10 protein-coding genes, 1 tRNA gene and 2 pseudogenes are annotated in these 14,272 nt (G+C 61.0%); 9 read left to right on the top strand and 4 right to left on the bottom strand.

Translation table 11 applies throughout. From position 1 onward, the window contains the following. Window positions 1-88 precede the first annotated feature (88 nt). Both EKA13_RS22500 and EKA13_RS22505 read left to right on the top strand, forming a co-directional pair. Window positions 89-165, top strand: a tRNA-Asp gene (locus EKA13_RS22500). 105 nt (window positions 166-270) lie between these two features. Next, window positions 271-1,959 carry an Hsp70 family protein gene (locus EKA13_RS22505; protein WP_065761458.1) on the top strand — a complete coding sequence of 563 codons (1,689 nt, stop codon included), beginning with the start codon at window positions 271-273 and terminating at the stop codon, window positions 1,957-1,959. A 4-nt stretch (window positions 1,960-1,963) separates the two neighbouring features. On the opposite strand, the gene EKA13_RS22510 is transcribed toward EKA13_RS22505, so the two are convergent. Beyond that, entirely contained in the window at window positions 1,964-4,630 is a 2,667-nt protein-coding gene (locus tag EKA13_RS22510) for a J domain-containing protein (RefSeq protein WP_065761448.1), read from the bottom strand. Beyond that, window positions 4,627-5,307, bottom strand: coding sequence for a DUF1266 domain-containing protein (locus EKA13_RS22515; protein WP_065761449.1), 681 nt, complete (start codon window positions 5,305-5,307; stop codon window positions 4,627-4,629). The genes EKA13_RS22510 and EKA13_RS22515 overlap by 4 nt, the downstream gene beginning before the upstream one ends. Window positions 5,308-5,494: 187 nt before the next feature. Between EKA13_RS22515 and pcaQ the strand changes: the two genes are divergently transcribed. From pcaQ to EKA13_RS22540, 6 genes and pseudogenes are all read left to right on the top strand, one after another. Next, window positions 5,495-6,421 (top strand): pca operon transcription factor PcaQ, encoded by a 927-nt coding sequence (gene pcaQ, locus EKA13_RS22520; RefSeq protein ID WP_065761450.1) that lies wholly within the window; start codon window positions 5,495-5,497, stop codon window positions 6,419-6,421. A gap of 153 nt (window positions 6,422-6,574) precedes the next feature. Beyond that, on the top strand, window positions 6,575-7,297 hold the full coding sequence (gene bamJ, locus EKA13_RS22525) for a BamJ family beta-barrel-assembly machinery protein (protein ID WP_065761451.1): 723 nt from the start codon (window positions 6,575-6,577) through the stop codon (window positions 7,295-7,297). A gap of 285 nt (window positions 7,298-7,582) precedes the next feature. Further along, window positions 7,583-8,023 (top strand): YkvA family protein, encoded by a 441-nt coding sequence (locus EKA13_RS22530; RefSeq protein WP_065761452.1) that lies wholly within the window; start codon window positions 7,583-7,585, stop codon window positions 8,021-8,023. 88 nt (window positions 8,024-8,111) lie between these two features. Continuing rightward, window positions 8,112-8,204, top strand: a pseudogene (locus EKA13_RS28985) (transcriptional regulator); the annotation flags it as partial. 69 nt (window positions 8,205-8,273) lie between these two features. Continuing rightward, window positions 8,274-8,462: pseudogene (locus EKA13_RS28990) on the top strand (helix-turn-helix domain-containing protein); the annotation flags it as partial. Continuing rightward, entirely contained in the window at window positions 8,459-8,833 is a 375-nt protein-coding gene (locus EKA13_RS22540) for a hypothetical protein (protein ID WP_065761454.1), read from the top strand. The pseudogene EKA13_RS28990 and the gene EKA13_RS22540, both read left to right, overlap by 4 nt. On the opposite strand, the gene EKA13_RS22545 is transcribed toward EKA13_RS22540, so the two are convergent. Together EKA13_RS22545 and EKA13_RS22550 are read right to left on the bottom strand one after the other, a co-directional pair. Further along, window positions 8,809-10,587: a bifunctional diguanylate cyclase/phosphodiesterase gene (locus EKA13_RS22545; protein WP_065761455.1), complete on the bottom strand. Its 1,779-nt coding sequence runs from the start codon at window positions 10,585-10,587 to the stop codon at window positions 8,809-8,811. The two genes, EKA13_RS22540 and EKA13_RS22545, sit on opposite strands and share 25 nt — an antisense overlap. 123 nt (window positions 10,588-10,710) lie before the next feature. Then, window positions 10,711-12,792 (bottom strand): carboxy terminal-processing peptidase, encoded by a 2,082-nt coding sequence (locus EKA13_RS22550; protein WP_176717470.1) that lies wholly within the window; start codon window positions 12,790-12,792, stop codon window positions 10,711-10,713. Between the two features lie 139 nt (window positions 12,793-12,931). Between EKA13_RS22550 and EKA13_RS22555 the strand changes: the two genes are divergently transcribed. Then, complete coding sequence (locus EKA13_RS22555; protein WP_065761457.1) at window positions 12,932-13,894, top strand: NAD(P)H-quinone oxidoreductase; 963 nt, start codon at window positions 12,932-12,934, stop codon at window positions 13,892-13,894. The last annotated feature ends 378 nt before the right edge of the window (window positions 13,895-14,272 follow it).

Here is a 14,272-nt window from a genome sequence, read left to right on the forward strand (position 1 = left end):
TGATTAGCTCAGCCGGGAGAGCATCTGCCTTACAAGCAGAGGGTCGGCGGTTCGATCCCGTCATCACCCACCACTTCTCAGTGTTAGCGCAGCGGTAGTTCAGTCGGTTAGAATACCGGCCTGTCACGCCGGGGGTCGCGGGTTCGAGTCCCGTCCGCTGCGCCATATTCAAGCTTCCAGGGCCCACTGAACACCCGGAAGCCACAAAGAAAGCGACCTTAGGGTCGCTTTTTTTGTTTCTCATTCCCGCTACTCAGGAAGAGTCCCATGATGCAGGATGCAAGCACCCCCCGTACGCCCTTGCTGGGTATCGACCTGGGTACCACCAACAGCCTGATTGCCGTCTGGCAGGGCGGGCGAGCGCAGTTGATCCCCAACGCCCTTGGCGAATGGCTTACCCCGTCCGCAGTCAGCATCGATGAGGATGGCAGTATTCTGGTCGGCCAGGCGGCTCGCTCACGGCTGACCACGCACCCGGAACGTAGCGCAGCAGCGTTCAAACGCTTTATGGGCAGTGAAAAACGTCTGGAGCTTGCCGGCCAGACCTTCAGCCCTGAAGAGTTGTCTGCACTGGTGCTCGGTGCGCTCAAACAGGACGCGGAAGCCTGGCTGGGTTGCCCGGTAAGCGAGGCGGTGATTTCGGTGCCGGCTTACTTCAGCGATGAACAGCGTAAACGCACCTGTTTTGCTGCCGAGCTGGCTGGGCTCAAGGTACAGCGCCTGATCAACGAGCCTACCGCTGCCGCCATGGCCTATGGTCTGCATGAGCAGAAATTCGAGCGCACGCTGATTTTCGACCTGGGTGGCGGCACCTTCGATGTGACCGTACTGGAGTACGCCTTGCCGCTGATCGAGGTGCATGCCTCTACTGGCGACAACTACCTGGGTGGCGAGGATTTTACCCATGCACTGCTGCAGGCTTGTCTCAAGGACCTGCAACTGGCGACCGACAGCGTTGAGCCGCAAGCCCTGGCTTCGCTGTACGACGCTCTGGAGCAGATCAAGCGCAAGCTCAGTGAAGGCCCGCAGCACGTGCAGTGGCGTTGTGCCGGTGAGCTGCGCGAGTGGTCGTTGGATGAAGCGCGTGCGCAAAAGATCTGGGAACCCTTGCTGACGCGCCTGCGCGCCCCGGTGGAGCAGGCGTTGCGTGATGCCCGGCTGAACCCGCGTGATCTCGATAGCCTGGTGCTGGTGGGAGGTGCCACGCGTATGCCGGTGGTCCAGCAGATGGTTGCCACCTTGTTTGGGCGTTTACCTTACCGGCACCTGGACCCCGACACCATCGTTGCCTTGGGGGCGGCCAGCCAGGCCGCGTGCAGGGCACGTGACCAGGCCATCGAAGAGCTGATCCTGACCGATGTCTGCCCCTATACACTGGGTGTTGCAGCCATGCGCGGTGAAAGCCGGCGCCAAGCATTTGTGCCGATCATCGAGCGTAATACAGTCATTCCAACCTCGCGGGTCGAGCGCTTTCAGAGCACCCATCCCGAACAGAAAACCGTGCGCATCGAGGTCTATCAGGGTGAGCGACCCTGGGTGAGCGATAACATCTTCATCGATGCATTCGATATCGAGTTGCCGCAGGCCGGCCGGATTCAGTCCATGGATGTGCGTTTCAGTTACGACATCAATGGCCTGTTGGAAGTGGATGTTGCCTTGGAGGACGGCGAGCGCCACAGTCATGTGATCGACCGCAGCCCCGCGGGGCTCGACGACGCCGCCCGGGCGGCCAGCCATGGTCGCCTGGCGGCGTTGAAGATTCACCCGCGCGATGCGCTGCCCAACCGTGCACTGCTGGCGCGTCTGGAGCGTGCCTGGATGCAGTGCCTGGGTGAGCAGCGTGATCAGGTCGGTCAGTGGCTTGAAGCCTTTACTGCAGTGCTGGGTAACCAGCATGCGCAGGACATCAACAGCACTCGCCAGCGGCTGAATACAGCGCTGGACGAGCAGGGCCTCTGAGCCGCTAAGCGTTCAGGCGCCGCAGGGCGGCTTGCAGGCCGCCTTCCAGTGCATGCTTTTCGCCACCGGGTGGTACACCGTAACGGTTCGGCAGGCTGTCGCCGGGCAAGACCAGCAGCACCAGCGGCAGGAACGGCAGCACGATGGTCAGGGCCATGCCAATCAGCAGCATGGCTACGCCAAACCCGATGTCATGCAGCCGCCGCAGGATGATGCTCAGTTGCACCAGCACGGTAACGGCCACGATCCCTAGCGCCACCTGCGCGTTGCCGCTGGCGAGGCTCAGAAAAACAGCTAATCCCTGGCACATCAGGCTCTGTTGGGCGCAGGCAACACGCCCCAGGCGGCTGTTCAGGCTCAGCATGTTCCATTCTGATACCGGTTGGCTGCCCGATCTGGCCAGCATCAGGCGCTCGCTCCAGGACAACAGCGCCGCCAAGGCCAGGCGCAGGCCTGGTCCATGGCGCGGATCATCCTTGGCCTGCTGCAGTTGGCGCAGAACCTTGGTGCGCGGCACGCCGGTACGGTTCTCCACCAGCACCAGCCTGCGCAGGGTATCGACGCCGAGATAGAAGGCGCTGCTGTCGATGCCTTGCTGCTCTTCGAGGATCTCCCGGGGTGGGCGTACCGGTTCGCCCTTGATCAAACCGTCACGGAATGACTCGAACCAGGCATCTGAGCAGGCGATCCCGGCGATATTGTTCAGCAGTACACGGTGCTGCTCGGCATCCAGGGTCGGGTCCTGATAGAGCACGCCACAGAGCAACATCAAGCCCAGCAGATCATCGCTGAAGGTGTCGTAATCGCTCACGACGCAGTCGTACAGGCGTGTGCTGCTCAGCAGCCTGGCACTGCCCAGCGCCTGAGGCACGGTGAGCAGGTTCAGTGCGACGTCGTTCTGCACTGGCTCCTCTTCTGACAGCCAGCCCAGCAAGCCATTGAAGTGGCCTTCCTGTTGATGCACGCGCTGCAACAGCGGCAGTACGCGCGACAGTGGATGCCCGGTGTCGGCACGCATGCTGTGAAGCAGTGCAGGGGAAATCAGTGTCAGCCAGCGCAGCGGGTCGGACATCAGGGCAATGAAGAACAGCGCTTGCCGGTGCCATTCCCACAGCTGTTCACCGTCAGGTTGGGGCGGCAATACAACGCCCTCGCGATTGAGGACTGCGAGCATCTTTACCCCAAACGGTAGCGAGGCAATGAGCTCCTGTTCAAAGGCGCTGTCCAGGCGCGTCCATTGCGCTGCAGTAAAGGCCTTGAGCCGGCGCAGCCAATGTTGGGTGACGTCCAGTGCCAGGTCCTGACCCAATAGCGGGTTCAGTTGCACGCTGTCATCCGGGGCGTTGATAAAGGCTGTCAACGCCTGTGGAATGGGAGCGTGCTGCAGCCAGTACAGGTGTTGTTCGGCCTGGTACTTGAGGCCTTCCAGCACCAGTGAATCAAGCACATCGTTACTGTCGGGTTCGGCCAGCAGGCGTTCCAGCAGGGCGGTGTCGCCACGGTGCAATGCCCAGGCCTGGCGATACAGGTTCGTTAACACCGCATCGCCAGGCTCATCGAGCAGTAACGCCAGCAATGGCAGTTCATCGCCGTCCAGGCGCCAGTTCACATAAGCCCCGGCAAGGCCCCCGAGGTTCTGGCGACCCGCATTGAGCCAGCGGGTCAACGTCTCCGGGCGCTGCGCCGGGCTGCCCCAGGCCTGGGCTGGGGCACTCAGGTTGCTCGGCCAGTCGCGGAAATGCTCGCGGCGGTCGAAAGCTTGAATCAACAGCGGCAGGCGCTGTGGCTGAAGTTTGCCGCACAGTTCGAGCAGCCACTGTGCGGCCTGCGGATGTTGGTGCTCGCGCCACAAGCGCAACCAGCTGCTCAGGGCTTGCTCTTCCAGGCCAAGGGCACTGCACTGACGGGCCAGCAGGTACAGCCAGTCGACATCATCCGGTGCGTGCCGATGTTTTTCCGCACACAGTGCGTAGAGGGTCTTGCTCGCAACATCGGCCTGGGTGAGTTGTACCAGCAGACGTTGCAGCCAGGCGTCGTCGTTCGGCAGCGGCAGGCAGGTAGGCTGGTTGACGAAGTCGCGGAGCTCGTCCAGCGGCCGTTCCTGATAGAGGTGTTCCAGGGTGTTCAGGTACCAGAGGGTTTCGATCTGTGCCGGTGGTGGCCAGGACGAGATCGTTGCGGTATCGAAGAGGTCCGGCTGCGCGATGCGTTCGATAAACGCTTCGACCTGCTCGACGTTATCGATACGCAGCAGGTTGCCCTGCCAGTCCAGCCGCTCGGCCAACAGGCGTGCGCAATTGTTGGAGATCGGCCCGCTGTCGATCAGCCGCTCCAGCAGGCTCCAGCGCAGCGCTTCGACAACCTCAAGGGAGACGCTGTCGAAGCGTTCGATATAGCTCCGCCAGGCGGCCGGGTCGAAACGTCGTGCGCCGTCGCTGAACAGTTCGTCGAATGCGTCCAGCAGCTCGCGGGCCGGGCTTTGCTCATCGTCGGCGTCTGCGGTTTCGACGCTACGGGCTTCCTTCAGTGCGGCCTCGTAGGCTTCACGCAAGGCCTGAAAACCTTGTGGGTCGGTTTCCGGATGATGCTCTGGCAGGCGCGTACGGTAGGCGCTGCGGATGGCATCCTGGTCGCGGGTAGGCTCGATGCCCAGGGATATCCAGCAGCTCATGACCAGTTGAACTCCGCAAGCGAATCAGGTTTTTGTGGCAGGGTCAGGGGCAGGTCCCAAGGCAGTTCGGCAAACAGTTCGGCGGCGTCCTGAGCGAGGGCCCGAGCGCTACAGCGGCTCCAGTAGGCGTAGCCTTCGCGGTCCAGGGCGTGGCCGAGCTCGTCGTCTGCGCTGTCCAGGCAGCACCAGTACATGCGGCCGGTCATGTAGCCGCCCAGGTAGGTGCTCCAGCTGTTGTAGTAATGACGTGCCCTCAAGGCCAGTCGGCTGTGTAGCCAGAGGCTTTCATCAAGGTTGATCCAGCCGCTGCGCAGGCCATTGCGCAGCAGGAAACCCATGCGCCCCAGATCCCAGGCACGAATGCCGCCGTGGCCGCATTCGCTGAAGGTCCGACTGGCAAACTCATGCAGCGCGCGTTGCCGTGGCGCCAGGCCGTCGAGCAGGGTCGACCATTCACTGGGCAGGCAACGCTGCCAGTTCCAGTAGGCCTCGAGCATCCCGCTGGCATGGCCACGGTCGGCCATGTAGAGCATCTCGAGCAACTGCTCGCGATTGCTGATGCCCCAGCCGTCCTGCAGGTCCATCTCGATGTAGTCTGGGGCGGTGTAACTGGAACCGTTGAGGGCTGCCATGGGGGCAGAAAGGGCGTACAGCCAGCGCTGTTCTATTTCTTCCATGAAAAATGCTCCTGAGTCGGCGAGGGAGTGGAGAGCGCCGGCATTCATCGGCGCGAATTGTAGAGACACGGCGGATCAGCGGCAAACCATCAGCGCTGGTGTCTGCTGCTGGGTGGCATTAGTTGTACGCACCAGGGCTGGTTCAAAGCAGTCGCCGCCTGCGCGGCAGGCCGTTACACTGCCTGGCATGAACCTTGACACCCGTATCAAATACCGCCATCTGCTGTGCTTTCTCGAAATCGCCCGGCAGGGCAGTTTCGCCAAGGCTGCCGATGTCCTGGCCATCAGCCAGCCTGCAACCTCCAAAACCCTCAAGGAGCTGGAGGACTTGCTGCAGGCGCGCTTGTTCGAGCGAGGCAAGCAGGGCGTTGAGCTGACCCCGGCCGGATTTCGCTTCATGCGTTATGCAGGCCCTAGCGTGCAGGCCTTGCGTGAGGGCGTGAGCAGCGTGCGCGGTGAGGAGCACGCACCGCCGAAGGTGCGGGTCGGGGTGCTGTCCACGGTCGAAAGCCTGTTGATGCCCGAAGCGCTCTGCCGTTTGCATCAGCGTCATGAGGCGTTGGTGGTCAGTGTCGCCACCGGCCCCAGTGCCTATCTGTTGGCGCAGTTGCATGTCGGTGAACTGGACCTGGTCATTGGCCGAATGACCGACAGCCCGCAAATCCAGGGCCTGATCTTCGAGCACCTGTACAGCGAGTCGATGGCCCTGGTGGTGCGTCCGGGCCATCCGTTGTTGCAGCGTCAGCCGTTGGAGCGCAACCGTGTCGGCGACTATCCCTTGGTGTTACCGCTGGCCGGGACCACCATCCGCAAACATGCTGACAGTTTGTTCGTGCAGTGCGCGATCGAGCCGCCGTTGCAGCGCCTGGAAACCCTATCCCCGGCCTTGAGCCGCCGCTATGTCTTGGGCAGCGATGCGGTCTGGGTCGCGCCACGCGATGCCGTGCGGGTCGATCTTGATGCGGGTGAGCTGTGCGAACTGGACCTGGGCGTGCGTGAGCCGGGCGGTTCGGTTGGTATTTGCAGCAATGCCGCCTTGCCCCCGTCACTGCCTGCACAGTGGTTGTGCGAGGTGCTGCGCGAGGTTGCCGGAGCGTATCGCGCTGAGCGATAGCGGCCATTGGCTGTCATCTGGATGAAGAAGGTTTTATCTGTCTGAACTTATCCCCGTTTTCTCGCTCTCATGCCGGTAGCCATTGGTCGTGGCGGCCTGATAAGCTCGCGGCTTTACTCGATTGCCCTATTGGCGCATGAACAAGGAAATAGCATGAAACAGCATCGGTTGGCGGCTGCGGTTGCCCTGGTTGGCCTGGTACTGGCGGGTTGCGATTCGCAGACCAGCGTCGAGCTGAAAACTCCGGCACAGAAAGCCTCCTACGGTATCGGCCTGAACATGGGCAAGAGCCTGGCTCAGGAAGGCATGGACGACCTCGACTCCAAGGCGGTCGCTCAAGGCATCGAAGATGCTGTCGGCAAGAAAGAGCAGAAAATCAAGGACGAGGAACTGGTCGAAGCCTTCGCCGCACTGCAGAAGCGTGCCGAAGAACGTCTGGTCAAGATGAGCGAAGAGTCGGCAGCTGCCGGCAAGAAGTTCCTCGAAGAAAACGGCAAGAAGGCGGGTGTTGTCACCACCGCTTCCGGCCTGCAGTACGAAGTCGTGAAGAAGGCCGATGGCGCCCAGCCCAAGCCGACCGACGTGGTCACTGTTCATTACGAAGGCAAGCTGATCGACGGCAAGGTCTTCGACAGCTCGGTTGAGCGTGGTAGCCCGATTGACCTGCCGGTCAGCGGCGTGATCCCGGGTTGGGTCGAAGGCCTGCAACTGATGCACGTTGGCGAGAAGTACAAGCTGTACATCCCGTCCGATCTGGCATACGGCGCACAGAGCCCAAGCCCGATGATCCCGGCCAACTCCGTGCTGGTATTCGAGCTGGAACTGCTGGGCATCAAGGATCAGCCGAAGCCAGAAGCTGAAGCTGACGCCAAGTAAGTTTGCGCCTGTACTGACAACGCCCCGTACTCACGGGGCGTTGTCGTTTCTGGGACAGGGCGGCATTTCCCTGTACCATCAAGCCCATGCAGGGCGAGGTCTGAATCGCCCAACCTGTTGACGCTGCAGCCGAACGATTGCGTATTTAAACAGGTGTGTAAAAAACGCCCGATTTGAGTAAGGCCCTTGTGCTACGGGCACCCTGAGCCTCAAAAGCGGGTCTGTTCACAAGGTTATCCACAATAATTGTGGATAACCTTCCCTGAGGTATTGCTTGGAGGCTCCATGAAAGCTCCGTGGAATTTCACTCGTTTTCTGCCTTTGGCCGAGCGTTTGCTCAGCCGTGGGCGGCTCCCTGCGCTGATTTTTGCCGTGGCCCGCAAAGGGCCGCAGCTGGGCAAGCTGAAAGATGATGTACGCCTGTTGCAGGCGTTGTGCCTGGCCTGGTGGCGCGGCGAGTATCGGGCAATCAGCCCCAAGGCCATGGTCACGGTAGTGGCGGGCCTGTTGTACTTTGTCAGCCCTTTGGATGCCATCCCAGACTGGTTGCTGGGGGTGGGCTTGCTCGATGACATCGCGGTTCTGGCCTGGGTGCTCAAGGCGGTGGGCGATGAAATGGCGGCTTTTCGCGCCTGGCGTGATCGGCAGGCGCCGGAGAAGCTGCGCGTTGTAGAGCGTTTGCCTGATTCGCCTGAGGCATTGTCCCTGGAGCATAAAAAAAGCTGACGCCGCACGCTTCCGTTGGCTGGTAATATAATTGGCATAAGGATTATGCCTACCGATTACATGCGAGTTGTCCTACGAGGGGGTTGTAATGGGTATTCAGGTCATCAGCCGGGACGGCCAACCGGAATATGCGGTCGTACCCTGGGAGCACTACCAGGCCTTGCTCAAGGCCGCCGGCCAGCCTGCGGTTGATTCAAGCGGCCAGCAGGTTACCTGCGAGCCGGTTGTCGAGTCGGCACCGGCCCGTGTTCCGAGCTTGAGTGAGTTGGCTCAGTTGCGTCAGGCCAAGGGCCTGGCCCCGGAGCAACTGGCGCGAACCGTGGGTATCAGCCCGGCCTACCTGGGCATGATTGAGCGTGGCGAGCGCCAGCCCGATGCCGCCATTCGCCGTAGCCTGGCGTGGGAACTTGGTGTGCCTGGCTGGAGTGATCCATCGTGAGCAGCGTGCGGATCAGCCGCCAGCAGTGGGAAAGCCTGCTGGGCGAGCTGGACGTCGCGCGTCGGCAGCGCCATCTACTGACCTATCGCGCCTTGCTTGAGCGCCTGCAACTGCCGAGCCCGGCCATGCAGACCCTCACCGCAGCACTGGAGTACCTGGCCGTGCTGGATGCCCGTGCCGAGCAGCCGCTGCGCAGTTCGCTGGTGATCAGCCAAGGCGCCAGTCGCTTGCCACGCACCGGCTTTTTCGAGTGTGTCGAGCGCCTGGGGCGTTTTTCCGGGCCGTCCGATGGCATGGCTGCTGCGTCCTGGCATGCGTCAGAAGTGGTTCGGGTGTTCGAGTACAGTTACCCGGCCGAGGCTGAGGCCTGAGCCAGTTCGGCGGTTTCGATCACGTAGAGGCTGTAGCCCTTGACGTCCTTGGCATGGTGCTTGGCCTTGGAGGCCAACTCTGCCAGTTGCCCGGCATTGAGCTGCAGGCCCGCTTGTGCGTGTAGCTGTACCACGCCGATAGACAGCGACAACAGTTCAAAGGACTGACGCTGCCCTTGACGGTCATGGCCGACGAAACATCCTGCCTCCAGGTGTTCGGCGCGGTAGAAGCGTCTGCACTGTTTCTGAAAGTCTTCCAGCAATTGCTTCAAGCGTGTGTGCCAGTCACTGGCACTGAGCACCAGCATGAAGTCATCGCCGCCGATATGCCCGACGAAGTCGCGGCTGGGGTCTACCCGTTCACTCAGGCACTGCGCCAGGCACAGTAGAACCTCATCACCACGGGCATAGCCGTAGATGTCATTGAACGGCTTGAAGTTATCGATATCCACATAGCAGATGGCTGCCTCACGTTGCTGCTGCAGCAGGTGCGTCAGGCATTGCTGGATCGGCACGTTGCCCGGCAGCAAGGTCAGGGGATTGGCGTAGCGCGCCTGCTGGATTTTTTGCTCGGTGATCAACTTGAGCACGTCGATGACCCGCCCCAGGCCCAGGTACTGCCCGTTCTGGGTGATGATGAAGTCTTCCTCGATGCGCTGGCGTGCCCGGCTGGTCAGCAGTCGGCTGACCTGCTGCAGTGACTGGCTAAGCTCCACGGCAAGAAAGTCCTCGCTCATTAGCCGGCTGATCGGCTTGCGCGCGAACAGGTCGGTCGCGAAGGGCTTGAGCAGGGCGTCGGAGAACGCATGCCGGTGAACGATGCCGCAGGGGCGCTGGTTGGCATCCAGCACGGCCAGTGAGTTCAGGTTGGCCTGGCGGCGGAACGATTCCAGTACCAGTGCGGTAGGGGTATCGCCCATCACCGCCGGCTGGTCGATCAACAGTGCCTCGAGGTCGCTACTCTCCTCGCTGAGGGTTTGACTGACGTTCGTCTGGCTTGGCAGCACGTTCTGGATACTGCGCGGCGGCTGTTCCTGAGGGCGGCCCAGCAGGTAGCCCTGAACCAGGTCCACCCCCATTTCGGTGAGCACGCTGAGCTCTTCGGCCAACTCGATGCCTTCGGCAATCACTTGCGCCCGCGAGGCTTTGGCAATTTGCAGGATAGAACCGACGAACTCTCGTTTGACCGCGTCCAGGTGAATGCCATCGATAAAGTGGCGGTCGATCTTCACGTAGTCCGGACGCAGTTCCGACCACAACCGCAGGCTCGAGTAACCGGCACCGAGGTCGTCCAGGGCGATGGAAAAACCCATGTCGCGGTAGTGGTGCAGGGCATTGAACAACAGTTGGAAATCATCTGTGGGGGTCTGTTCAGTCAACTCAATGACCACCCGGCTTGGTGACAGGCCCATGTCTTCCAGCATTTTCAGGGTGCGCCCCGACTGATACTGCGGCTCCAGCAACGACTCCGGCGAGACGTTGAGGAACAGCTTGCCCTCCAGTTTTTGCTGGCTGAAGCGACGACAGGCACTTTCTCGGCAGGCCACTTCCAGCTCAGTCAGCCGACCCGCCTGACGGGCCACCGCGAACAGGTTGATGGGGGAGTGCAGCGGGCTGTTAGAGGGGCCGCGGCTTAAGGCTTCATAACCGAGAATACGCCGTTCTGATAGGCAGACGATGGGTTGGAACAGGCTGTGCAAGCCGCTTTGAGCCAGGATGGAGCTCAGCGCGCTAAGCTGTTCGGTCACGGTCATGTCAGGCGTTCCTTACGAAAAAAGGGCTGCGTACCCGTGGTACGCAGCCCCTTATTTCACGACAGATAAATGACTGTTTAATGACGCGCCAGCGTCCAGCCATATTATTTTGCCATTAGTGCTTCAATGCTTGGCCACCGCTGAGTTCAGGCTCAGGTAATCCAGCAGGATGCGCCCGGTTTCAGCCAGGTAGGCGTCATCCTCGGGTTTGGTGTCATCCGGCTCGGCCGGCAGAGCATCCTCGTCTTCTTTTTTCAGTTCCTTGAGCGGTTCCTCGCCCTTGGCTTTACGCCGGGTGTTTTCCAGCGCCAGTTGCTTGCCTTCGATCGTGGCGTGTCGGGCACGACGTTCGGTTTCGTTCAGGCTCACGGATTTTTCGTTCATCAGCTTCTGGGTCAGGGCCAGGCGATCGCGGATGTAGACGAACTCTGGATCCTTGGCGCTGCGCTCGTCATGACGTGCCTTGAGCTGAGCCAGGAACGGCTTGAACGGATCGCTTGCAGGCTTGATCGCCGGGCGAATGGTGTCCCACGGCATCGCTTCGGGCAGGGCGCTCTCGCCGATTTCCTTGGTGTCGATCACCGACGGGTAGTCGATGTCTGGCAGTACGCCCTGATGCTGGGTGCTCTGGCCAGAAACACGGTAGAACTTGGCCAGGGTCAGCTTCAGTTCGCCATGGTTCAGCGGCTGAATGGTCTGCACCGTGCCTTTACCGAAGGTCTGGCCACCGATGATCAGTGCGCGGTGGTAGTCCTGCATGGCGCCAGCGAAAATCTCCGAGGCGGAAGCCGACAGGCGGTTGACCAGCAAGGCCATCGGGCCTTTATAGAAGGCACCGTTGTTTTCGTCCTCAAGCACATCGACTCGACCATCGCTGTTGCGCACCAGCACGGTCGGGCCGTTGTCGATGAACAGGCTGGTCAATTCAGTGGCTTCCTGCAGGGAACCGCCGCCGTTATTGCGCAGGTCGATCACCACGCCGTCGACTTTTTCCTTCTGCAGCTCGGTCAGCAGCTTTTTCACGTCACGGGTGGTGCTCTTGTACTCTGGATCGCCGGCGCGGAAGGCTTTGAAGTCCAGGTAGAAGGCCGGGATCTCGATGATGCCCAGCTTGTAGTCACGGCCATCCTGCTTGAGCTTGAGCACCGATTTTTTCGCGGCCTGCTCTTCCAGCTTCACCGCTTCACGGGTGATGGAGACGATCTTGCTGGTCTGGTCGTTAGGCGCATTGCTGGCTGGAATCACTTCCAGGCGCACCACCGAGCCTTTCGGGCCGCGGATCAGCTTGACCACTTCGTCCAGGCGCCAGCCGATCACGTCGACCATTTCCTTGTCGCCCTGGGCCACGCCGACGATCTTGTCGGCTGGCGCGACTTGCTTGGTCTTGGCGGCAGGGCCAGCCGGCACCAGGCGGACGATCTTGACCTGATCGTTGTCGCTTTGCAGGACTGCGCCGATACCTTCGAGCGACAGGCTCATGTTGATATCGAAGTTCTCTGCGTTGTCGGGCGACAAATAGTTGGTGTGCGGGTCGTAGGACTGGGCGAACGTGTTGATGTAGGCCTGGAAAATATCCTCGGCACGGGTCTGGTCCAGGCGCGACAGCTGGTTCTTGTAGCGCTTGGTCAACAGTTCCTGAATGGCCTTGGGTTCCTTGCCAGCGATCTTCAGGCGCAACACTTCGTCCTTCAGGCGCTTGCGCCAGAGGTCGTCAAGCTCGGCTTCGTTTTTCAGCCACGGGGCGTCCTTGCGGTCGACCAGCAAGGTTTCCTGGGTGTTGAAGTCGATGCTGTCGACGCCCTTGTCCAATTGCGCGAGGGTGAAGTCCAGGCGCGATTTGACGCGGTCCAGGTAGCGCTTGTAGATCGTGAAACCAGGATCGAGATTGCCACTTTTGAGGAAGTCATCGAACTGAGTCTTCCACTTGTCGAATTCGGCGATGTCACTGGCCAGGAAATAGCTGCGCGCCGGGTCGAGCAGCTTCAGGTAGCTGTCATAGATGATGACTGAGCGAGCGTCATTGAGCGGAGGTTTGCTGTAATGATGGCGCTTGAGCAGCTCGACCACGTTCAGGCTTGCGACCACTTCGTCACGGTCGGGTTGCAGTTTGTCCCAACTGTTGGCGGCATAAGCATTGCCCACCAGCGGTAGGCTGCCAAGGCCGATCAACAATGCGAGGGCGGTACTGGGCAGAAAATGCTTCATGCTGATTCGACGTAAGGGCAATTGATCACGCATATTAGGCCGTCTTTGAATTCGCCGGTTCCATAAAAACCGGACGCATACTGCAAAAAGCCCGACGCATTCGCACTCGGGCTCGTGATAACACAACTATGGAGGCACTGTGAAGGCATTGCAAGGCGTTGACGGACATGTGGAGTGGGTTACGACGACAAGTCCAACCTGCGATGTAGGTCAAGTACGAATCCGTGTTGCGGCTGCGGGCCTCAATCGGGCCGATCTACTGCAAAAAGCCGGGCTTTATCCGCCACCTCCGGGCGCGAGCGAGTACCTGGGCCTGGAATGTTCCGGGGTGATCGTCGAAGTCGGCCCTGGCGCGTCCTGGCAGGTCGGTGATCGGGTCTGCGCGTTGTTGTCCGGTGGCGGCATGGCCGAGGAAGTGGTGGTCGATGCCCGCCACGTGCTCCCCGTGCCCGAAGGCCTGAGCCTGCACGAAGCGGCGGCGATCCCTGAAGTGTATGCCACCGCCTGGCTCAACCTGTTCCAGTTGGGGGGGCTCAAGCCGGGTGAGAAGGTGCTGTTGCACGCGGGCGCCAGTGGTGTCGGCTCGGCGGCAATCCAGCTGTGCAAGGCGTTTGGTAGCCCATGCTGGGTCAGCGTGGGCTCGGCCGATCGGCTGGCTTACTGCCAGGGCCTCGGCGCCACGGGCGGTGTAGTGCGTGGTGACGACCTGGAAAGCCTGAACGATTTCGCTCCGTTTGACGTGATTCTCGATCCGGTTGGTGCCAGTTATGCGGCATTGAACCTCAAGTTGCTGGCGCGTGATGGGCGTTGGGTGATCATTGGCCTGATGGGCGGTCGCAAAGCCGAGCTGGACCTGGCTCAGGTGCTGGCCAAGCGCGTGCAGGTGACCGGTTCGACCTTGCGTAACCGTGATGACCAGTTCAAGGCCGACCTGCTCAGTGACCTGAGCCAGCAGGTGTGGCCGTTGTTCACTGAAGGGCGGCTCAAGCCGCAATTGGTCGGTCGTTACCCGATCAAGGATGCCGAGGCTGCCTTTGCCGAACTGGCGGGTAACCAGGTGTCGGGCAAGCTGGTGCTGGTGATTGACGAAAGCCTTGTGTAATTCGTTGCGCAAGGAAACGGCATAGCCTGGTATCAGGCCCGACATCGCGAATGGATATGCCTGCTTTCATCAGGGGGGATGCGTGTTTGTGGTGGGTGGCACTCGCCTTCACGAACATATCCATTCCCTGCAGCGGCACCACAGGCTGTTTTCGCCTTTTACGGCGACCCACTTTTGAAGGGCACAAAAGTGGGCAAAACGCCTTGTCCCGACATCCGGCCCTACGCTGCGCTTCGGGTTCCTTCCTTACGCCATCGCTCCCGCGTGGACGCGCCGACGGGCCATCCATGGCCCATCAGCGCTTGCGAGGCATCCATGCCTCGCACCCCACTACGCGACGGCTCCACTCAGCCTCCTGAAGGGACATCCTGCAGCGCC

This window comes from Pseudomonas defluvii, from assembly GCF_001695625.1.
GTDB lineage: Bacteria > Pseudomonadota > Gammaproteobacteria > Pseudomonadales > Pseudomonadaceae > Aquipseudomonas > Aquipseudomonas defluvii.